The sequence below is a fragment of the Streptomyces sp. NPDC025638 genome (assembly GCF_055558775.1).
In genome coordinates, this window is the sequence record NZ_JBVHLX010000020.1 from 133,990 (window position 1) to 154,644 (window position 20,655).

General features: G+C 70.5%; 17 protein-coding genes. 6 read left to right on the forward strand and 11 right to left on the reverse strand.

Features of this window, described 5'->3' with window-relative positions; genetic code table 11:
- Positions 1 to 12: 12 nt before the first annotated feature.
- The 4 genes from ACZ4EG_RS38705 to ACZ4EG_RS38720 form a co-directional block, all read right to left on the reverse strand.
- Positions 13 to 882 carry a class I SAM-dependent methyltransferase gene (locus ACZ4EG_RS38705; RefSeq protein ID WP_467793956.1) on the reverse strand — a complete coding sequence of 290 codons (870 nt, stop codon included), beginning with the start codon at positions 880 to 882 and terminating at the stop codon, positions 13 to 15.
- 35 nt (positions 883 to 917) lie between these two features.
- The gene (gene wecB / locus ACZ4EG_RS38710; RefSeq protein WP_467793957.1) at positions 918 to 2,162 is read right to left on the reverse strand and encodes a non-hydrolyzing UDP-N-acetylglucosamine 2-epimerase; all 1,245 of its coding nucleotides are present in this window, start codon (positions 2,160 to 2,162) and stop codon (positions 918 to 920) included.
- 321 nt (positions 2,163 to 2,483) lie between these two features.
- Positions 2,484 to 3,692: an RNA-guided endonuclease InsQ/TnpB family protein gene (locus ACZ4EG_RS38715; protein ID WP_467793958.1), complete on the reverse strand. Its 1,209-nt coding sequence runs from the start codon at positions 3,690 to 3,692 to the stop codon at positions 2,484 to 2,486.
- Positions 3,689 to 3,850, reverse strand: a complete 162-nt coding sequence (locus tag ACZ4EG_RS38720; protein ID WP_453561982.1) for a toxin-antitoxin system HicB family antitoxin — start codon at positions 3,848 to 3,850, stop codon at positions 3,689 to 3,691. Before ACZ4EG_RS38720 ends, ACZ4EG_RS38715 begins: the two co-directional genes overlap by 4 nt.
- A gap of 139 nt (positions 3,851 to 3,989) precedes the next feature.
- Here ACZ4EG_RS38720 and ACZ4EG_RS38725 point away from each other — a divergent pair, with 139 nt between their 5' ends.
- The 4 genes from ACZ4EG_RS38725 (at position 3,990) to asnB (ending at position 10,319) form a co-directional block, all read left to right on the forward strand.
- A complete protein-coding gene (locus tag ACZ4EG_RS38725; protein ID WP_467793959.1) occupies positions 3,990 to 4,742 on the forward strand; it encodes a WecB/TagA/CpsF family glycosyltransferase in 753 nt (250 codons plus the stop codon).
- Between the two features lie 42 nt (positions 4,743 to 4,784).
- Positions 4,785 to 6,026: a UDP-N-acetyl-D-mannosamine dehydrogenase gene (gene wecC, locus ACZ4EG_RS38730; protein WP_467793960.1), complete on the forward strand. Its 1,242-nt coding sequence runs from the start codon at positions 4,785 to 4,787 to the stop codon at positions 6,024 to 6,026.
- Between the two features lie 65 nt (positions 6,027 to 6,091).
- Positions 6,092 to 8,371 carry a bi-domain-containing oxidoreductase gene (locus ACZ4EG_RS38735; RefSeq protein WP_467793961.1) on the forward strand — a complete coding sequence of 760 codons (2,280 nt, stop codon included), beginning with the start codon at positions 6,092 to 6,094 and terminating at the stop codon, positions 8,369 to 8,371.
- 43 nt (positions 8,372 to 8,414) lie between these two features.
- Positions 8,415 to 10,319, forward strand: coding sequence for an asparagine synthase (glutamine-hydrolyzing) (gene asnB / locus ACZ4EG_RS38740; protein ID WP_467793962.1), 1,905 nt, complete (start codon positions 8,415 to 8,417; stop codon positions 10,317 to 10,319).
- A 17-nt stretch (positions 10,320 to 10,336) separates the two neighbouring features.
- Here asnB and ACZ4EG_RS38745 read toward each other — a convergent pair whose 3' ends face one another.
- Both ACZ4EG_RS38745 and ACZ4EG_RS38750 read right to left on the reverse strand, forming a co-directional pair.
- Positions 10,337 to 11,347 (reverse strand): hypothetical protein, encoded by a 1,011-nt coding sequence (locus ACZ4EG_RS38745; RefSeq protein WP_467793963.1) that lies wholly within the window; start codon positions 11,345 to 11,347, stop codon positions 10,337 to 10,339.
- Between the two features lie 439 nt (positions 11,348 to 11,786).
- Positions 11,787 to 11,936 (reverse strand): hypothetical protein, encoded by a 150-nt coding sequence (locus tag ACZ4EG_RS38750; RefSeq protein WP_467793964.1) that lies wholly within the window; start codon positions 11,934 to 11,936, stop codon positions 11,787 to 11,789.
- Between the two features lie 182 nt (positions 11,937 to 12,118).
- Between ACZ4EG_RS38750 and ACZ4EG_RS38755 the strand changes: the two genes are divergently transcribed.
- Positions 12,119 to 14,464 carry a coiled-coil domain-containing protein gene (locus tag ACZ4EG_RS38755; protein WP_467793965.1) on the forward strand — a complete coding sequence of 782 codons (2,346 nt, stop codon included), beginning with the start codon at positions 12,119 to 12,121 and terminating at the stop codon, positions 14,462 to 14,464.
- Between the two features lie 39 nt (positions 14,465 to 14,503).
- Here ACZ4EG_RS38755 and ACZ4EG_RS38760 read toward each other — a convergent pair whose 3' ends face one another.
- From ACZ4EG_RS38760 to ACZ4EG_RS38780, 5 genes are all read right to left on the reverse strand, one after another.
- The gene (locus ACZ4EG_RS38760; protein WP_453561971.1) at positions 14,504 to 15,100 is read right to left on the reverse strand and encodes a hypothetical protein; all 597 of its coding nucleotides are present in this window, start codon (positions 15,098 to 15,100) and stop codon (positions 14,504 to 14,506) included.
- A gap of 94 nt (positions 15,101 to 15,194) precedes the next feature.
- Positions 15,195 to 15,665 carry a hypothetical protein gene (locus ACZ4EG_RS38765; protein ID WP_467793966.1) on the reverse strand — a complete coding sequence of 157 codons (471 nt, stop codon included), beginning with the start codon at positions 15,663 to 15,665 and terminating at the stop codon, positions 15,195 to 15,197.
- Between the two features lie 4 nt (positions 15,666 to 15,669).
- Positions 15,670 to 16,356 (reverse strand): DUF4232 domain-containing protein, encoded by a 687-nt coding sequence (locus ACZ4EG_RS38770; protein ID WP_453561967.1) that lies wholly within the window; start codon positions 16,354 to 16,356, stop codon positions 15,670 to 15,672.
- Between the two features lie 252 nt (positions 16,357 to 16,608).
- A complete protein-coding gene (locus ACZ4EG_RS38775) occupies positions 16,609 to 17,742 on the reverse strand; it encodes a CU044_5270 family protein (RefSeq protein WP_467793967.1) in 1,134 nt (377 codons plus the stop codon).
- A complete protein-coding gene (locus tag ACZ4EG_RS38780) occupies positions 17,739 to 18,383 on the reverse strand; it encodes an RNA polymerase sigma factor (protein WP_453561964.1) in 645 nt (214 codons plus the stop codon). Before ACZ4EG_RS38780 ends, ACZ4EG_RS38775 begins: the two co-directional genes overlap by 4 nt.
- Before the next feature lie 877 nt (positions 18,384 to 19,260).
- Between ACZ4EG_RS38780 and ACZ4EG_RS38785 the strand changes: the two genes are divergently transcribed.
- A complete protein-coding gene (locus ACZ4EG_RS38785; protein ID WP_467793968.1) occupies positions 19,261 to 20,475 on the forward strand; it encodes an acyltransferase family protein in 1,215 nt (404 codons plus the stop codon).
- The last annotated feature ends 180 nt before the right edge of the window (positions 20,476 to 20,655 follow it).

Here is a 20,655-nt window from a genome sequence, read left to right on the forward strand (position 1 = left end):
AGTCCAGCACTGTCAGCGGGCGTGCGGTGTCATGCGGACCCACAGGTGCCATCCCAGTGCCTTCCCGCTGCCGAGGCCGTGCACGGGCAGTGGTGGGGCATGCAGGAAGTGCTTCTCGGCGTGGCGGACGTCGAAGTCCGGGAAGTCCCGTCGGACCCGTCGGACGTCGTAGACCTGTGAGTACGGGTTGTGCGGCCCGTCGGTGTTGCTGTGGATGAAGGTCCGCATGCGCAGATACCGCGCGAGCCCGAGCCTGCGGGCGTTGTCCAGGTGGGCGCCGATGAGCCCCTTGGGGTGGGGCAGCGCGCCCAGCCGTGCCACGGGGTGCGCCGCCAGGAGGACCATCCGCCGCAACAGCCCGATGGAGACGAGGTAGTTGAGGGACCAGCGGGCGTACAGCATGACCACCAGTTCCCCGCCGGGCTTCAGGACGCGATGGATCTCCTGCTGGGCCCGGTGGATGTCGGGGACGTGGTGGAGCACCCCGTGGCTGAACACCACGTCGAAGGACCGGTCGGGGAACGGCAGGTCCAAAACGCTGGCCCGGTGCAGTCCCTCGTACGGCAGTTCGCGCAGGGCGAGGCGGGTGCCGGTTCTTCCGACCGCCGTCTCGGTCAGATCGACTCCCGTCCACCGTGCGCCTCGGCGGATCAACTGCTCGGCCTCGGAGCCCTGTCCGAGACCGATCTCCAGAAGGCGCCGGCCGGAGACACCCAGCCTGTCCAGACATCCCGGGATGTGCGGTTCGAGCAGGTACTTGGCGGCGTCGTAGCGCGAGAAGAACTCCTCGTAGTCCTGCCGCTCGTCGCCGCCCGGTGCTCCGAAGATGTTGTCTCCGCACGGGTGGTCGGACCAGAACTCCTTGATGTCCGGCTCAATCACGGATTCTCCTGCCGTTTCGCATGCGCATACGGGGGTCACTGGGTGCCGTCGGCCGGCTGCCTGCCGCTCGTCGGCGTCGTCGAGGGGTGTGGCCGCCACTGGGCCGGCAGGTCCTCCGCGGCCAGGGCGGCCGTGGTCCCGGTGAAGTCAGCCGGGCTGTCGCACAGGCCGAACCAGTGGCCGAGGGCCTGCAGGGTGCGGTCCGCCGCGAGGCCGTCGCCGTAGGGGTTCACGGCCTGCGCCATCTCCGTGTACGCCGTGGGGTCCTGGAGCAGCCGGGTCACAGCGGTGACGATGCGCTCGGTGTCGGTGCCGACGAGGGCCACGGTGCCCGCGGCCACCCCTTCGGGGCGCTCGGTGGTCTCGCGCATCACGAGGACCGGTTTGCCGAGGCTCGGTCCCTCCTCCTGGACGCCGCCGCTGTCGGTGAGGATGAGGTGCGAGCGGTTCATCAGGTGGGCGAAGCCCTCGTAGTCCAGCGGCTCGACGACCCTGACGTTCTCCAGCCCCTCGACCTTGGGCGCGATGGCGGCCCGTACGGCGGGGTTGCGGTGGATGGGGAAGACCACCAGCAGGTCGGGGTGGGCCGTGGCCAGCCGGGCGAGGGCGTCGCCGATGGACCGCATGCCCCTGCCCCAGGACTCACGGCGGTGTGCCGTGACCAGGAGGACGCGTCGGGGGTCCGTCTCCAGGTGGCGCAGGGTGGGGTCGCAGAGCCGGCCGGCCGTGCGGTCCAGGGTGGTGAGCAGGGCGTCGATGACCGTGTTGCCGGTGACCACGACCGAGCGCTGATCGACGCCCTCGCGCAGCAGGTTGTGCCGTGCGCCGCCGGTCGGCGCCAGATGCAGGTCCGCCAGCCGGGTGGTGAGGCGGCGGTTCATCTCCTCGGGGTAGGGCGAGTACGTACTGCGCGTGCGCAGGCCCGCCTCCAGATGGACGACGGGGATCTTCTGGTAGAAGGCGGCCATCGCCCCGGCGAGCGTGGTGGTGGTGTCCCCCTGGACCAGCACCGCGTCCGGCTGCTCCTTGTCGAGCACGGGCTGGAGCCGTTCCAGCGTGCGGGTGGTGATGTCGGTCAGGGTCTGCCCGGCGCTGAGGATGTCCAGGTCGTGGTCGGGTTGGATGCCGAAGAGCCGGTTCACCTGGTCGAGCATGGACCGGTGCTGCCCGGTGACGGCGACCAGCGGCTCGAAGTGGGCGGATGCGCACAGGGCTTCGACGACGGGAGCCATCTTGATCGCCTCGGGGCGGGTGCCGTAGACGGCCATGATCCGCTTCATGTCTCGTCTCCGGCTCGGGGGTCGCCGCACTGGTGCATGCGCACCTGGCTATCGCGCGGTGCGGCGGGCACCGTGCAGGCAGGCGCGCCGGTCGGCCGGCCGGATGCAGGAAATCGCCCTTTCAGGTCGTTCTGACTTCTCCCCGCGTGGTGTCCGCCCGGCGCGGAGTGCACGTGGCCCATTCGAGTTGCGATATCGGCGGTTTGCGCATATTGCGGTCGTCCGGGCCCGGACGGCACTTAGCGTGACGAACATGTCCACTGTCAGGCGGAGGCTGTGACTCCACCCACGCGTAAACGCGCGGGCTTCCTGTGTCGGTGGCTAGGCCACGTCGCAGAGGACCAGCCCGGCCCTGTTGAAGACGTTCGTCGCGCCGACGTGGTCCGCGTTCGCGGTGAATCCGCACGTCGTGCACTTGAAGTCGGCTTGGGTGACGCGGTTCTCCTTCGCAACGTGCCCGCAGTCGGGACACGTGCGGGAGGTGTTGCGCGCGTCCACGGGGATCGTGAGGCGACCGGCACTCTCAGCCTTGTTCGCCAGGATCCCGAGGAACTGCGCCCAACCCGCGTCGAGGATGCTTCGGTTGAGTCCGGCCTTCGCTGCAGCACCGTTCGGCAGGAAGCCGCCGGGAGTGTCCGGGTCGGCCTTGGGTGCGGGCGACTTGGTCATGCCCGCCGTGTTGAGCCGCTCGTGCGCGATGACGTCGTGGTCGCAAACCAGCGCGCGGGCGGTCTTGTGGTGGAAGTCGAGACGCTGTCGCCGGATTCTGGCGTACAGTTTCGCGACCTTCCGGGCCGCGGCGCGGTGACGCTTGGTGCGCTGCCGGGTCCGCTTCGGGAACGTCGCAAGGTACCGCTGTGCCTCGGCCAGCTCGTCGGCCATGGCTTCCAGGAAGCGCGGATTCGCGACGTGCCCGCCGTCCGACGTGGTCAGGAAGTGGGCAACACCCATGTCGATACCGACGAGCGCGCCGGTGGGCGCAAGGAGTTCGGCGGGAACGGCATCGCACGCCAGGACCACGTACCAGCGCCTGCCTTCGCGCTTGACGCTGATCGTCTTCACCCGCCCCTTGACGGGCCGGTGCTGGTGCACGCGGACGTGTCCTACACCTTGCAGGCGTACGCGGGTCTGCGCGTCGTGCGGGGTGGAATCCCAGCGGCAGCCGTCGCCATCCTTCGGGAACGTGACGGTGTCGAAGTGGCCGACGCCTTTGAAGCGCGGGTGGCCCGGCGTCTGCCCGGCCATGACCCGGCGGAAGAACGCCTGGAACGCCTTGTCCAAGCGGCGCAGCGTGGCCTGCTGGGAGGAGAACGACCAGCGGCCCTGACGCTCGGGGTCGAAGGCGCGGATGTCCGTGAGCTGGGCGGACTGGTTGCCGTATCGGACGGTGGTCTTGGAGGCGTGTCGGTAGGCGTCCCGGCGTTCTTGCAAAGCGCCGTTGTAGAGCGAGCGATGGTCGGCCAGCATCTCGCGCAGCGCGGCCACCTGACGGGCCGTGGGGCGCAGGAGGAACTTGTAGGCGCGGATCACCGCTCGCGCCTTTGCTCGGTGCGGAGTCCTTCGGCGAGGAGTACGCAGGCAGCGGCATTGATCGAGATGCCTACGCGCTCGGCGTATGCCTCGATCCGCCGCTTCAAGTCCGGTGAGACGCGCAGGTTCAGCGACTCCCGGCGATCACCTCTCGCCACAACCAAGATGCTACCACTTCGCGATGTGTCGCGGCCCCGTGCACACAGCCGGGGCCAGAGCAGCACTGAGAAGCAATTCCCCCACCGGCCAAAGCCGGTGGTCCCCTTGCTAGGAGATTCGATGGACCGGCCGAACCGTATGAGCGAGACAGCACCGGTTCCTCTCTGCGGGCTTCCGGTGCACGCGCTCACCCTGGCGGAAAGTGTCGCCGCGGCCGAGAAGCTGATCGCCGATGGGCGACCTCACCAACATGTCTCGGTGAATGCGGCGAAGGTCGTCAGGGCCCGGCGGGATCCCGAATTGGCGCGCATCATCCGTTCCTGCTCGCTCGTCAACGCCGACGGGCAGGCCGTCGTGTGGGCGGGCCGGGTGCTCGGGCAGCCGCTTCCCGAACGGGTCACCGGCATCGATCTCATGCTGGCGCTGTGGGACCGCGCGGCGCGTGAGCGCTACCGGGTCTTCCTGCTCGGCGCCGAGCCCGCGGTGGTGCGCCAGGTGGCGGCCATCGCCACGCGCCGGGGAGTGGACGTGGTCGGATACCGCGACGGCTACTGGTCGCGCGAGCAGGAGCCGGAGGTGGTCGCAGCCGTCCGCGAAGCCCGCCCCGACCTCCTCTTCCTCGCGGTGCCGACGCCGCGCAAGGAGTACTTCCTCGCCGGGCATCTGGACGACCTGAACTGCGGTCTGGCGGTGGGCGTCGGCGGGTCCTTCGACGTGGTGGCCGGGCTCAGGGCGCGTGCGCCCCGGTGGATGCGCGGCGCCGGCCTGGAGTGGGCCTTCCGGCTCCTGCAGGAGCCCCGGCGGCTGTTCGCCCGCTATCTCGTGGGCAACACCGCGTTCGTCCTGCTGGTCCTGCGCGAGGCCCTGGCACAACGCCGGCCACGCGGATAGTGCCGCCCGAGACGAAGTGTCGTACCCCTGAAAGGAACGCGCGTGTTCAGCACTGTCTCCGTCGTAGGGCTCGGATACATCGGGCTGCCGACCGCTGCCGCACTGGCCACCAAGGGAGTGGACGTCATCGGTGTGGACGTCAACCGGGCCACGGTCGACCTGATCAACGCCGGGCAGGCGCCCTTCGTGGAACCGGACCTGGCCGTCGCGGTGAGCGGTGCGGTGGCGATGGGACGGCTGCGCGCCGCCACCGAGGCCGAACCCGCCGACGCGTTCATCATCGCCGTACCCACTCCCGTGGGCGAGGACCGCGAACCGGATCTGTCGTATGTGCGGGACGCGGCGGCTTCGGTGGCCGAGGTGCTCAGGCCCGGCGCGCTGGTGGTGCTGGAGTCGACGTCGCCGCCGGGAACGACGCTGCGGCTCTCACAGTGGCTGGCCGAGCGGCGGCCGGACCTGACCTTCCCGCACACCGCGGGAGCGGCCGCGGACGTGCATGTCGCGCACTGCCCCGAGCGTGTCCTGCCGGGCCGGATCATGATCGAGATCGTCACCAACGACCGGCTGATCGGCGGGGTGAGCGAATGCTGCGGCACGCGGGCGAAGAAGCTGTACGAGCTGTTCACCCAGGGGCAGTGCCATGTCACGGACACCACCACCGCCGAGCTGGCCAAGCTGAGCGAGAACGCGTTCCGCGACGTCAACATCGCCTTCGCCAACGAGCTTTCGATGATCTGCGACAGGCTGGGCATCGACACCGGCGAGGTGATCGCGCTCGCCAACCGGCACCCGAGGGTGAACATCCTCCAGCCGGGCCCCGGGGTCGGGGGACACTGCATCGCCGTCGATCCGTGGTTCATCGTCAGCGCGGCCGGTGAGCAGGCGCGGCTGATCAGGACCGCCCGGCAGGTCAACGACGCCAAGCCCGCGCATGTGATCGCGGAGGTGTCGAAGACCGCGGCGCGTTTCAAGGACCCGGTCATCGCCTGCCTGGGACTGTCGTTCAAGGCCAACGTGGACGATCTGCGGGAGAGTCCCGCGCTGCACATCACGGCGGAACTCGCCCGGCAGGCAGTGGGCCGTCTGCTGGTGGTCGAGCCGCACATCACCGAGCTGCCGTCCGTCCTTGCGGACACCGGGCAGGCGAAGCTCGTGGACCTCGAAGCGGCCCTGTACGAGTCGGACCTGATCGCCCTGCTCGTCGACCACGACGCCTTCCGCGGGGTCAAGCGGACGATGCTGCGCGGGAAGGTCGTCTTCGACACGCGCGGTCTCTGGCGCTGACGTCAACCGGGGAACTCCCATTTCACCTGCTACTGCTCCCTCCAGTCTTCCGAAAGGCAATTGACGTGAAGGCAGTACTGCTGTCGGCCCGGGACGGTTCGATCAGTGTGGGAGAGATGCCGCCCCCGGTGGTGCAGTGGGGCACGGTGCTGATCCGCAACACCTACTCGCTGATCAGCGCGGGCACCGAGCGGGCGACCGTGGAGACGGGGGCCAGCAGCCTCCTGGGCAAGGCGCGACAACGTCCCGACCAGGTGCGGCAGGTCCTCAACACGGCCCGGCAGCTGGGTGTCGTGGAGACCTATCGGATGGTCCAGGACCGGCTCGACCGGCCCATGACGCTCGGGTACTCCTGCGCCGGGGTGGTGGTCTCGGTCGGGGAGGGCGTCGACGACCTCGCCCCCGGCATGCGCGTGGCCGCGGGCGGAGCCGGTTACGCCTCCCACGCCGAGCTCGTGACCGTGCCCCGCAACCTCGTCGTACCCGTACCGGACGGGGTGGAGGACCAGTGGGCCGCGTTCGCCACCGTGGGCGCCATCGCGCTCCAGGGAATCCACCAGGCCGAGGCGCCCGCGGGCTCCCGTGTCGCGGTGATCGGCCTCGGCCTGGTGGGGCAGCTCACCCTGCGGATCCTGCGGGCCTACGGGTACGACGCCGTCGGCATCGACCAGGACCCGGCGGCCGTCGACGCGGCGCGTGCGGCCGGGTTCGTCGCCCACCCCCGCCAGACGGAGGACCTCCCCGGGACCGTCGCACGGCACTGGGGCGGCGCGCGGGCGGACGCGGTGCTGGTGACCGCGGCGACGTCGAGCACGGATCCGGTCGAGCTGGCCGGGAGCCTGGCGCGGGACCGGGCGACCGTGGTCGTCGTGGGCGACGTCAAGGTGGCCCCGCCCCGGTCTTCGTACTACCACAAGGAACTGACGATCCGTTACTCGCGCTCGTACGGTCCGGGCCGCTACGACCCGCGCTACGAGGAGGCCGGCCAGCAGTACCCGGAGGGCTATGTGCCCTGGACCGAACGCCGCCATCTGGCCGAGGTCCTCAGGCTGGTGCCGAGCCTGGACCTGGAGAGCTTCGACCCCCGTGTCTTCGCCGTCGAGGACGCCGCCGAGGCGTACCGCGTGCTGAACACGGAACGGCCGCGCCGCCGCCCCGCCCTGCTGCTGCGCTATCCCGGCACCGCGAAGGTGAGCGAGCCGCCGCGGCCCCGGGGCGAGGCCGCCACCTGGTCACCGCCCGCCGGGAGAGCGAGGATCGCCGCGATCGGGGCCGGGAACTTCGCCACCAAGATGCTGTTCCCGCAGCTGCACCGGGAACCGGGCGTCGCCTTCTCCTGGGTGGCGAGCGCGCGCGGCCTGTCGGCCGTCCAGCAGAGCAGGCGCTGGGGATTCGGCGAGGTCGCCGAGAGCGCCGAGCACGGGCTCGCCTCGGGCGACGCCGACTGCGTCATGGTGCTGTCCCGCCACGACAGCCACGGTCGCTACGCGGCCGAGGTGCTGAGCCGCGGGATCGCCCTGTACTGCGAGAAGCCCGTGGGCCTCACCGAGCAGGAGCTGGAGGAGGTGGCGGCCGCCTGGTCCCGGTCCGGCGCCCCGGCGCTCGCCGGTTTCAACCGCCGGTTCGCCCCGGCCGTACGGGAGTTGCGGGCGGCCCTGCCCGCGGGGGCGCCTCTCCAGGTCGTCCACCGGGTCTTCGCCGGCCTGCTGCCCGAGGACCACTGGTACTTCGACCACCGGCAGGGCGGCCGGCTGCTCGGGGAGGTCTGCCACTTCATCGACACCGCGAACTTCCTCGTACCGGGCAGGCCGGTGAGCGTGACCGCGACGGGTGTGGACGGCAGGGACCCGGCGTCGGCCCAGAGCGTCACCCTGCAGATCACCTACTCGGACTCCTCGACCGCCTCCATCGTGTACGGCGGACTCACCCCGCCCGGGGCGCCCAAGGAGCTCATCGAGGTGGCCTGCGACGGTGTCGCCGCCAGGATCGAGGACTTCGGGTCCCTGAAACTGTGGAAGCGGGGCAAGAAGTCGGAGTCGGTCTACCGCGGGGCGCCGAAGGGGCATGCCGAGGAGATGCGGGCCCTGACCCGGCTGCTGCGGGGCGAGAAAGTCGCCGAGGCGGACTTCCGGCTGGCGCTGTGGAGCTCGCTCGTGGCCTGCCGCGCGGCTGCCGCCCTCGCCGACGGCGGCCAGAGCGGCACCGCGCCGTCCACCCCCGCGCTCGCCGAGGTCCTCGGCTGCGCACGCTCCGGCCCCGGGGCGGGCGGCCCGGTGGGCGCGGTGCCGGAGCAGACCTTCGCCACGCCCGAGGGGGCCGGTACGACGGGAGGTTCCGGCGCATGAGTGCTCCGGGTACGGCACCGAACGCGACGGCGGCGGAGGCCTGATGTGCGGCTTCGTGGTGGTCCTGAACCGCGCCTCGGCCAGGGGCGGCGATCCGTGTACGACGATCGAGCACCGGGGCCCCGACTCGTGCGGGCACCAGGACCTGCGGGGCGCCGACTGGCATGCGTCCCTGCACTTCCGCCGGCTCGCGATCATCGACGTCGGCTCACGCAGCGACCAGCCCTTCGGTAATGCCGAGCGCGGGTTCCTCGTCTACAACGGGGAGATCTACAACGCCCCCGAACTGCGGGAGACGCTGCGCTTGCGAGGCGTCCGGTTCACCACCGACGGCGACACCGAGGTCCTGCACGAGCTGCTGCTCCAGCCGGACGCGGCACAACTGCTGGGGCAGGTCGACGGGATGTTCGCCTTCGTCCAGGTCCTGCCCGACGGGCAGGTGCGGTACGGACGCGACCGGCTGGGCATCAAGCCCCTCTACGTCGCCACGGACACGGCGGGCCGCGTCACCGCCCTGGCCAGTGAGATCGCTCCACTGCGCGCGCTGGGTCTCGCCGAGCACGTCGATCCCGTGGCCGTCGCGCAGGGGGCGATGTTCCTGTGGACGCCTCCCCCGCGCACGGGCTGGCACCGGGTGCACGCGGCGCAGGCCGGCACCGCGCACCACGTCCAGCCGCCCGAGTACGCGCGCCCCCGGCTCGTCTGGCAGGCCGAGGCCCCCGCGCCGGCCGAGGACATCGGCGCGGCGGTGCGTGAGTCGGTACGGCGCCAGGTGAGGGCGGACGTGCCGGTCGGGCTGCTGCTGAGCGGGGGCGTCGACAGCACCTGGCTGGGGGTGGAACTGGGCCGGGCGGGGTTCTCCGGCCCCGTCTTCTCGGCACGTGACGCGTCACCGCGGCAGGACCCGGCGGAACCCTTCGAGGGGGACGCGCCCTACGCCGAGCGGGCCGCCCGCCACCTCGGCGTGCCGCTGCACTGGGTGGACCTCGATGTCGATGTGCTGCGGCAAGTGCCCGAGATGGTACGGGTGATGGAGCTGCCCTTCGGCGACCCGGCGGCCATCGCGCTCATGCGCCTGTCGCGGGCCGCGCGCGCCGAGGCGACCGTGCTGCTGTCCGGGCTCGGTGTGGAGGAGCTGTTCCTGGGCTACGAGCGGTACCAGGCCGTACGGATGCTGCAGCGGATTCCCGCGCCCGGCCGAAGGCTGCTCGGGCGTGCGGCGCGGGGCCCGGTCCCCGGGAGGCTGCGCGAACGGACGGACAAGCTCGGCCGGATGTGCCGGCAGAGTCCCCGCGACTGGGCATGGGGCGGCCAGTCCTACTTCACGGCCGATGAATGGGCACAACTGTCCCCGAAGGTCGAACTGGACGAGGTCACCGCCGCCCACCGCGACATCACCGACCCCCTGCTGGCGGCGGGAGCGAGCCCGTTGCACGCCGTCGCGGAGTGCGACCGGCGTCTGTTCCTGCCGGGCCTCAACCTCCTGTACGGGGACCGCGCGTCCATGCGGGCCAGTGTGGAACTGCGGGTGCCGTTCCTCGGTGAACCCGTCGTAGCCGCGGCGTTCGCCGCCCGCGCGGAGGACCAGCTCCGCACGGGCAACGGCAAGGCGCGGTTCCGGGCCGCCGCGTCGGCCGCGGGGGTTCCCGACTTCGTCACACGCCGTTCGAAGACGGGCTTCGGGGCGCCGGTCCGCTCCCTGCTGCGACGGCACGGACAGCACCTGTGGTCATCGGTACGGCAGTCCGGCGTCTTCGACGAGCTCTTCGACCGGCGGACCGCCGACCGCTTCGTGACCGAGCATGTGTCGGGAGAGCGCGAGCGTGGGCTCGCCGTGTTCGGTCTCTTCTGTACGGCGGTGTGGTGGGAGCAGAACGTCGATGGGGCCGGTGCCGGGGAGGGGCGGGTCGCCGAAGCCCTGCGGGACTACCGGGCGGCCGCGCCCTGACCCCGCCAAGGCGCTGGTCAGGCGCTCCGCGCCGCCTGGAGTGCGGTCAGCGCGTCCAGGAGCGGCGCCAGACTCCACCGCGGCGACCTGCGGACCGGCGCTCCCGTGAGCGCGGCGTGCCGCGCCGGTCCCCCGGCCTGCCCCGCCTGCCTGGCCTGCTCCGGCACGAAGCGGCTGACGGCTGCCAGGACCCGCTCCGCGAACCCGGGGCGCACATAGCCGCGTTCCTCCACCCAGGCCGCCATGCGTACGGCCGTCGCGTCGTTGTTGGGGTCACCGCACATGCGCCCGCGCCGATCCGGCTTCTCGTCCGCGTAATAGCGAGGCACCGGCCCGTCAAACAAGTGGCCGAGGTAGTACCGGACTCCCGAGCCGATCGCCTTGTCGTGATCGAGCCCGAGTCCGCGCGCGGCCGCGTCCAGCCGCTGCAGCACATAGCCGGTGTGGAAGCCGTCCACCCAGCCGAGGCTCGCGGATGTGCCGTACGGCCACGCGCCGTCCGGGCGCTGCCCCGCCACCGTGGCCGACACCGCCGTACGTGCCGCGTCGAGCAGGCGTACGGCGAGCGGGCGGGGCATTCCGTCCAGGTGGGCGAGTCGCGTGGCCAGTGCCGAGCCCATGAGGTTCGCGTTGTGGATGAGCGTGCCGGAGGCCGGCGTGTAGGCGAAGTGCGTGCCGGTGTACAGACCGTCGAGCAGCCCGGCGGCGAGTCTTTCGGCACCGTCGCCGTCCAGGGTCGCGCTGTCGAGGCATCCGTCGGCGCAGAAGGTGGTGGCCACGATGTTCGGCATGGAGGACGGGTAGTACCCCCAGCGGGTCTGCACGTCGAACTCGTAGCTCCACAGCCCCGCATGGCGTCCCCGCAGTTGCCGGGCGGCGGTCCACTGCCCGAGCTCGCGCGCCCTGCCGCGCCAGAGCGGGGAGTCGGCGAGGCGGCTGCACGCGGTCGCGCCGAGACCGCAGGCGGTCGCCGTGCGCAGCGGGCGGATCGCCAGGAAGGGGCGGAGATCGGCCGGGCTTCGCTTCACCGCCTGGAGGAGAACCTGACGCAGGAAGGGGTGAACCGTCAGGCGCGCCAGGGGACTTGTCAGGCCGTCATAGGGATCCGGGCCCGCCCAGCCGCAGTCGTCGAGCAATCGGAAAACGCGCTCGGCACGCCTTTCGAGTTCTTCGGGCGTCATCAGTACGGCGGTGAATTCAGCATCCGTCAGACTGCTGCTGTTCCAAGCGGCCACTGGCTCTCCGGAGGTCCATGCGGCCGGGTCGGTTTTCCCCGCCGAAGTCCGTCAGGCCAGGCTAAGGTCATAACCAGCGCGAAGACGGTGGACGACGCACCTTCCAATGCCAATTCCGGAGTCCGGACGATTCATACGAATTAAGAATCCGTCCGATAAGAACCCCGCCCGTGTTTGCATTTCCTCCCCGGTGACTTTCGGCGTCATGGCCACGGCTCGCCGTGGCCCGCCCTCACCTCCCGCGCACCCACCACCACAGCCACTGCACCAGTGCCGAACCGAGCGCGCCGGCCGCCCCGAGCGCGGCCCGCAGGGCGAAGCGGCGGCACAGCGCGGCCCGTACGCGACGCGGTCGCCGCTCGATCTCGTCATGGGTCGTCATGCGTTTCCTCCAGCTCTGGGGCCGATGTGCGCCCCGTGCCGGCCATCATGACCACGCGCAGGCTCCCGCCGGTCGATCACGGCGTTGCCGTCACCAAGTGGCAGCACCCGCCGAGCGTTGCCGTCTGAGCCGTCAACAGCCGTTCCACTGCGACCGGTTGGGGTAGCCGTGATACTGACCGGATGCACAACGGACAGGCGCCCCAGGGCGGCGATGCGGCCGCGGACAGCTCCGCCCGGCCGGTACGTCTGGCGCCCCTGAAGGAAGACCTGCCGCCGGAGAAACGCGCGCTGGCGGAGGATCTGCGCCACGTCTTCCTCTCCCTCGGTGTCAGCGTCCGGCGCTATGCGGCACGCCGTCATCTGGACGCCAGCTCGGTGACCCGCTACCTCAACGGCGACCGGGTCCCGCCCTGGAGCTTCATCGCCGGTGTCGTGGCCGACCTCGGCGAGACACAGGCCCCGCTGACCGGCGAGGCCGAGGAGGCGCTGCGCGAGCTGCACCGGGCCGCGCTCAGGTCCAACGGCCGCCGCAGCGAGGTGGAACGGCTGCAGGACCGGCTGTCGGAGGCCGACGAGAAGACCCGGCGCCTGCGGATCCAGCAGCGGGCGCTGGAGGAGATGCTGCAGGACCGGGAGACACGGCTGGCGGAGCTGCGGGGCCGGTGCCGCAACCTGGAGATGCGGCTGGAGCAGCAGCACTTCGCGCATCACGCGGAGCTGGAGGTGTGGCGGGAGGAGTACAGCGACCTGCAGGAGGAGGTCCACTGCCTGCGCCAGGTGCTGGCCACCACCCGGACCGAGCTGATCGAGGCCGAGGAACGCTGCCACCGGCTGGAGGCGCGGCTGGAGACGCTGCACGCCGGGGCTGGGGCCGGGGACGGCGACGACGCGGATCGGCCCCGCTCGCTCATGGTGATGCTGGAGGAGGCCGACCGGACGGCGTCCGTGCCCGAACTGGTCCGGGTCGTGGGCGACCTGGAGCTGCACACCCGTAAGGCCACGGCCGGCGAGCTGGTGCGCTCCGTCAGCCGCTCGCGCACCGTGGCGGAGGTGGCGGGCCTGCTGATCGCGCTGCGCCGGGCCGGGTACGACGCCCATGTCCAGACCGCGCTGCCGACCATGGTCACCGGCCGTCCGGTGGCCGACATCGGCGCCCTGGCCCACGCCCTGTACCGGGAAGGCCTGGACGACTACGTCCTGACCCTGCTGCAGGCGTCGGTGGAGTTCCATGTCGGCGCGGACCTGGTGGTGTTCGTACGCGCCCTGGACGCGGCAGGGCTGCACGAGCACGCGGAGAGCCTGCTGGGGGCGGTGGCCGCGGTCCGGCCGGTCGGCGACCTGGTGACGGTCACGGAGTGCCTGGCCCGCGGCGAGCTCAACCCCGCGGTCACCACGGCGATGTCCGTCGCGGCCGCCCGGCGCACCGTGCCCGACCTGGTGGCGCTGAGTCTCGGACTGCGCGAGGCGGACGCGCCCGAGCTGCCCTCGCTGGCCGACGCCCTGCAGTCGGCGGCCGCCAGACAGCGGTCGGCGTCGGACGTGCTCCACTTCGTGGACTCGCTGAAGCTGTCCGGCCTGGGCCGGGACGCCGACACGGTCTTCGAGAGCACCCAGCGGCGTGGCGTGGGGCATCTGATCGCGCTCGTCTACGTCCTGTTGCAGGCTCACCGCTACGACGACGCCTGGTCGGTCGTGGTCCACGCCTCCAAGACGCGGCCGGTGGACGATCTGGCCGCCCTGATCAGCGACTTCTACGGGGCCGGACGCCGCCAGTACGCGGCGGAGCTGCTGATCGTGGCCGTACGGACCAGATCGGCGGCCCAGGTACGGGCCCTGCTCGGTGCGCTGGACCAGACGTTCCCCGGTGCGGGCGGCGTGGTGCGCACCGCGGCCCGCACCGGCACGCCACCGGCCGTGGCCGCGCTGCTGACCTGCATGGAGCGCTGCGAGCTGCACGATCATGCCGAGGCCATCTTCCAGCACGCCCTGAACGACATCGAGCCGCGGCTGCTGGGCGAGTTCCTCGACGCCCTGGTCCGGGCCGGCTCCGGCTACGCCGGCCCCACCGCCCTGGCCGAGCGCGCCCGGACCGCGGCGGTGCCCAAGGTGGCCCGTCTGCTGCTGGCCCTGGAGTCGGTCGGGATGCACCGGCACCTCGAAGCCGTGGTGGAGGTGCAGTGCCGTAGTGGCATGGTGGCGAACTTCCCTCCGCTGGTGATGGACGTCGAATCCCTCGACAGCCGGCGCGACCCGGTGGCCTGGCCCGTCGTGGAGCGGATCCTCGACCGGGTGGTGGACGTGCGCTCCCCCGCCGACCAGGCCGCTCTGGCCAGCGCGTTCGAGGCGACCGGCCGGACCCGGTACGCCGAGCATCTGGTCGCCCGCGCCTCCGGCTTCCACGGGCGGCGCTTCCGGGACGAGCTGAAGAAGGAACGCGCACGCTACGAACGCCGTGGCGTCTCCCGCGCCCTGTGGCTGCCCGCCCCGGACGTCCGCGAGGACCAGCCGGCACAGCCGACGCCGTAGCACGTGCCCCTTTCCCCTCGCCTTTGACGGTCCAGCCGTTCAGGGCGTCCAGGCCCTGAAGCCGTACGGCGGGTACTGCCGCGTCAGCCGATCCGCCTGGGCCAGCAGCCCGCGCCGCTTGCGCACGCGCGACCACGTGAGCCATACGACGGCCGTGTCCAGCAGCAGGGCGAAGCACAGCGGCACGATCAGGGCGCCCTTCCCGGTGCTGATCAGCTGCGCCGCCATGCCGATCGCCCCGAGGAAGATGACCACCGCGGCCGGAACGAGTTTGAGCAGGTTCATCTCGTTCCTGACCAGCTCGGCGTGGTTGCGGGCGGCGCGGGCGCTGGCCCCGTGGAAGGCGGGGTGCTGCGCGGCCACCTCGAAGGGCGTGCCCGGTGCCAGGGCCTCCTGTCGCACTGCCGCCTCCGGATCCGGCACGAACACCCGGCGCCGTACGGCTTTGCTGCCCCGCGTCTGCAGATGACGGTATCCGTAGGCGGTGGCCAGCTGGATCGCCTGGTCCGGCAGCAACTGCGTAGTCTTGATCACCACTTGCGGCCGGCCGTCGAAGAGGTGCGCGAAAGCACCGGGCCTCAGCCGACGGGCCTCAGCCATCCGCTCCGCGAACGTCCCCCGCACCTCGCTGACCACGACACCGCTCCCCACTCGCCGACACCGGCACATCCATGATCATGTACGCGTCGTACGGTACCGCGGCCCGGCCGGCGCGGTCAGCGAGGGTCCGTCAGGCCGGTTTCTCCGTGGATGAGGCCGGCTTGTCCGTTGCGGTGGGGGCTTGCTCGAAGACGACCAGGTGCCAGTCGCCCTTCTCCCGCATCACGGTGAGCGTGTCCCGCATGGTCTTCCCGCCCTTGTCCGTGGCCTCGACGCGGGCGGAGCCGACGTCCGGGCTGATGTCGTACTCGATCCGGACGTTCTTGACGGTCCACCCGCGGCCACCCTTGTCGGCGAGGATCTGCGCCGCTTCGTGCCGCGACCACGGTCTGTCCGGTACGCCACCGATCGCGATCAGTGCCTCGGCGCTGCGCTTGTTGAGCGCGTCGACATACGCCTCGACAGCCTCGCGTGCGCCGTTGGACGGGGACCGGCCGGAAGACGGTGGACTGGCCGTGTCACTGTTGCCGGACGAGCATGCGGGCAGGGCGAACACGATGGGCAGAGCGGCCATCGCGGCGAGGAGTCGTCGGCGTTCCATGGTGCTAGGAGTGGAAGGACCCGAACTTCACGTCCTTGGTGCAGACGTTGAAGATGCCGGCCGAGCCGTTCGCCTTGGTCACCTTGACGGTGCGGGCGATGTCCTTCGGGAGGGCGATCTCCACCTTGGAGGCCTGTACGGCGCAGACCTCGCGGGCGGACTGGCTGCCCTCGAAGTTGAGGTCCGTGTAGAGGACTTCGGCGGAGGCGGAGGCACCGCCCGCGATGTCGACGGCGTCGGTGCCGGCGGCCGAGTTGTCGGTCTCGATGGGTGCGGCCTTGCCCTGGTCGTCCTTGGCGGTCAGGGTGCTCGCGCCCACGAGGGTGCAGGTGCTGCCCGAGGTGTTGGTGACCTTGACGGTGGCGGCCGCCGGCTCCGACTCGCTGGCGTGCGAGGCCGAGGCGATGAACTGGACGGTGGTCGTCTTGGTGGTGCACGCGCCGACGGCACCGCCGCCGGAGCCGGTCCCCTTGCCGGCCGCGGTCGCCGACGCCTTGGCGCCGCCCGCCTTGCCCGTGGACGTGCCCCCGGTGCCGGAGCCCGTCGAGCCCGTCGATGTCGACGACGCCGTGGCGCTCGGGCTTGAGCTGTCCTTGGCCTTGGCGTCGTCATTGCCCGAGTTGCAGGCCGTGAGGCTGAGGCCGGCGACGAATACGGCGGCCGTGGCGAGGGTGGCGGTACGCAGACGCATGAGTGGTTGTCCCCTGGGTCAGTCCGGCACGGTGCCGGTGGTCTTCGACGTGAGTAGTCCACGTCCGACACCCCACCTGCGGTTGCGCTGACGGTCTGTCACCCGCCTGTGAAACAACTCACCGGTAACTTCAAACAACCAAGGTGTGCCGGGCGGCATCTGACAAGCAATCGCCTTCCGGAACGCCGGTGCCCCGGCACGCCCGCTGTGGGGCGGCCGGGGCGGCGGTGGAGCAATGGGGCGGTGGGAGCGTCAGCCGTTCTCGCCGGGAACCTGCTTCATTCCGTCCACGATCGCGCGCTTGACGATGGCGCTGGTGTACATGACGGTGCCGGGCTTCATCAGGCCGCCGTCCTCGTTGGTCGCCTTCACCTGGACCTCGCGCTTGCCGAGGAAGACATGGGTCTTCTTGTCGAAGATCCACTCCTCGCGGGTGCCGCCGGTCTCGTCCAGCCGGGCCACCGCCACGCCGGGGCGGCCGAGTGCGTCCTTCACCTCCGGCACGACGACGACTCCGGGAATCTTCGCGGCGGCCTTGAACAGCGCCGAGTAGAGCTCGGCAGGCGGGTAGGACTCGCCCAGCAGGTCACCGATCGTGGTGAACGCCTGCTGGTCGAGGCTGTTTCCGTGCCCCTCGGACGCCTTGTAGATCATGGCCAGCAGCTTGTCGGGGTCCGTGGTGAGCTTGGTCAGGTAGTCGTACGACGGGGCGTTGAGCGTGGCCTGTGGAGTGTTGCCCAGCTCGTCGGGCAGGCTCAGCGTCTCGCCCGCGGGGTCGTCGTTGGAGGCGGGGTCGATCAGCCAGCCCTTGGTGCCGTCCGCGGACTCCCACATCTGGCGCTTGTGCAGCACATGGCTGGCCAGGGAGACCTTGTCGCCGTCGTATCGCGGATAGGTATCGGCGCTCTTCGACTCGATGTAGACGTACTGTCCCGGCTTGAGGCCAGGGGTACGGACCTCGGCCGCCGCCAGCGAGATCTGGTCCAGCAACTGCGGGACGCCCTTGGTGGTCGGGGTGCCGAGCTGGGTGGTGAGGGCCGGGCCGCCGGCGACGCCGCCCGTCCTGACACCGTCGGCGTCGTTCATCACCGACACGGCGACCACCGCGCCCGCCAGGACGCAGGCCAGGGCGGGAAGCGTGATCGCCGGGCGCGGCAGACGGAACCGGCCCGTCTTCGGGCGGGCTCCCGGCGCGGTGGCCAGCGCCGTCGTCGTCGTGCGCTCCTGCCGCCGGTCGTCCTGCTGAATGTCCTGCTGAATGCGAGCCATCAGACGCTCCTTGTGGAACTGGTGACGGCCCGTCGGCAGGTCGCGCACCGTCGAAGGCAGGAGAGATGCGCTCTCTTCCCACTCGGCCGGGCTCTGCCGGGACGGGGTCGCTTTCATCGGTTTCCTTCCGATACGGGCCGGATCGCGTGGTTACGTTCTCCTCTTGTCTGGCGATCCAGCGGACCGAGTTCCCGTTTTCCGCGCACGAGTTCGGCGGGCGGTCCCGCCAACTCGGCTTCGGTGAGGCGGCGCAGCTTCACGCGGGCCCGGGAGAGGCGGGAGCGGACCGTGCCGACCGGAATCCCGAGCGCCTCGGCCGCCGCCGTGTACTCCAGCCCCTCCCACAGACACAGCGCCAGGACCTCGCGTTCCGGTCTGCGCAGCAGGGCGAGTGCGCGGAGCGCGGCGGCGATACGCCGGCGGTCGTCGAGCCGGCCCGCGACCTCGTCGGCGTGGTCGGGCAGGGCGGTCTCGGCCTCGGCGGCGGAGATGGCCGCCGCCCGGTAGCGCCGGTTGCTCCGGTAGTGGCCGCGGGCGACGTTGGTCGCGACGCCGAGCAGCCAGGGCCGCAGGGAGCCGCCCCCGGCCTCGACCCGGTCGCGCAGCCGCCAGACCTCCATGAAGGTCTCCGCCATCACGTCCTCGGCCGCCGCCCAGTCGGCGGTCAGCCGGAACGCATGGTTGTAGACCGCCCGGGCGTAGCTGTCGAACAGTTCGGCGAAGGCGCTCGGATCCCCGGCCCGTACCCGGGTACGCATATGAGTGCTCACCCCCCTTAACTGCTGGGGCGAGCACCCCTGGTTCCCGTGACTCACGTCACACCGGACTCCAGGAGCTCGCGCCGCCCCAGTGGCCGCCTCAGCCTGAAAAATGGCAAAAATAAAACGCCGAGCGGAACTCGGCGACATAACGAGAGAGGATATTCCAGAGGAAATTCTCTATCCTCTACCAACCCTTCTTCTGCGACACATCCAGAATTACACTTTCCCTCTTCAGGGTGAATTGATTGTCAATGATTACCACAGGCGAGTCGACTCGCACATTCACAGTAACCGGACCAGCGGACGAAAAGAGTCCCACAAGAATGGCAAGCAGTGTTCCAATCAACCCCACCCATGCCGTCACCGAGTTCACCCGCGCCACTCGCTCAGCGGCCCCTCCAGCTCGTCTCTGCAGGTCAAAGCGCTTCTTCTTCACTTCATCACGTTCCAATCAGATTCCTATTCTGGGCATAAATAAACCCGGGTCGGAGCCTTCCGCTCACCCGGGCACAGGTTGCCAGGACTATGCGCACATGGCGCTTTGTTTCCTCGTTGTTCGTGGTCCCATCCTATCATTTCCGCGCCGAAACAGCAACGCGACGAACCTCTTGGCGAGGCCGTCGTGACGAGGATGGAACGGGGGCCTCCGAAGCTTTTCTTCGGAGCCTTACGGAACAGAAGAGTACCCATATTTTGCGTCTCGTCAACCCTATTCGGTCGAGCCGAGCACGGGCCGGGCGAGGTCCCCTCTTCAACAACCCTTGAGTGAGCCACGAGCGCACGTCTGTACAAACAGCGATGCAATCCCGCCACCGTTCGCGCCCCCCACGCAGGACCACATCGCTGCAGGACCTCACCCGAGAACGGAAGTCCCATGGCCACTGACCAAGTACTGACCGGCTCCGCGCCGGCCGGAGAGAGCGGTGTGGGTGCCCAGGCCGCTGAAGCCGCCGAAGCCGCCGAGCCGAAGCGTGCCCAGATCTCCCGGCTGCCGTCCCTGACCGGCCTGCGGTTCCTCGCCGCGCTGGCCGTGTTCGCCCACCACGCCTTCCTGCCGATACCGCCGCTGCGACTGCTGGCCGACGACCGTACCGAGTTCCGGCTGTTCCGCTGGTTCGACCAGGCCGGCGGGCTCGGTGTGTCGTTCTTCTTCGTGCTCAGCGGGTTCGTACTGACCTGGTCGGCACGCGACAACGACACCACGACGGGGTTCTGGCGCCGCAGGTTCGTCAAGATCTACCCGAACTACGTGGTCGCCTGGGTGCTCGCCATGGTGCTGTTCGCCAGTGACTACACCTCCACCCGGATCGCCGTCGCCAACCTGTTCATGGTTCAGGTGTGGGTGCCCAAGTACTTCACCAACTTCAGCGTGGACTCGCCGAGTTGGTCGCTGGGCGTGGAGGCGGTCTTCTATCTGAGCTTCCCGCTGCTGCTGGCCGTCTTCCGGCGCATCGACGCCCGGCACCTGAAGTACTGGATCATCGGGGCGATCGCCGCGGTGTGGGCCACCCCGGCGGTGGCGTACGCGGCGTTCCCGAAGACCCCGCTGGTGCCCAGCGGCCAGGACCTGTCCGTCTCCGCGTACTGGTTCAGCTATGTGCTGCCCCCGGTCCGCATGGTCGACTTCGCCCTCGGCATCCTGGTCGCGCTCGCGGTCAAGCACGGACGCTGGCGCAACATCGGCATGATCCCGTCGTTCGTGCTGCTGGCCGGCGGGTACTGGCTCACCTACCACGTGCCCTACCTCTACGGGCAGCGCGCCGCGATGATCATCCCGATCGCGCTGCTGATCGCGGCCGCGGCGACCGCGGACATCGAGGGCCGCTTCAGTCTGTTCCGCAACCGCACGATGGTCTGGCTGGGCGAGATCTCCTTCGCCTTCTACCTGCTGCACTACATAGCGCTGTCCTGGCTGCGCAAGCAGCTCGGCACGGAGATGTACTCCACCACCGAGGGCATCGCGATGCTGGTCGGCGCGGCCGTCGGCACGGTGGTGCTGTCCTGGCTGCTCTACCGGCTGGTCGAGGCACCGCTGGTGCGCCGGTTCAGCCGGTCGCGGCGGGCAGCGCGTACGGAGGTCGTCGCCTGATCACCCGTCAGGCGATGCGGCCGACAGCAGGGCCGGCCAGGCATTACGGCGGCGGGGGGGGCCCCCCCCCCGCGGGGCCCCCCCCCCCCCCCCCCAAAAAAAAAAAAACACCCCCCCCCCCCCACCCCGAAGGGGACCGCAACCAAGGCAGGGGGGACCCCCCCGCAGATGGGGGGGTGG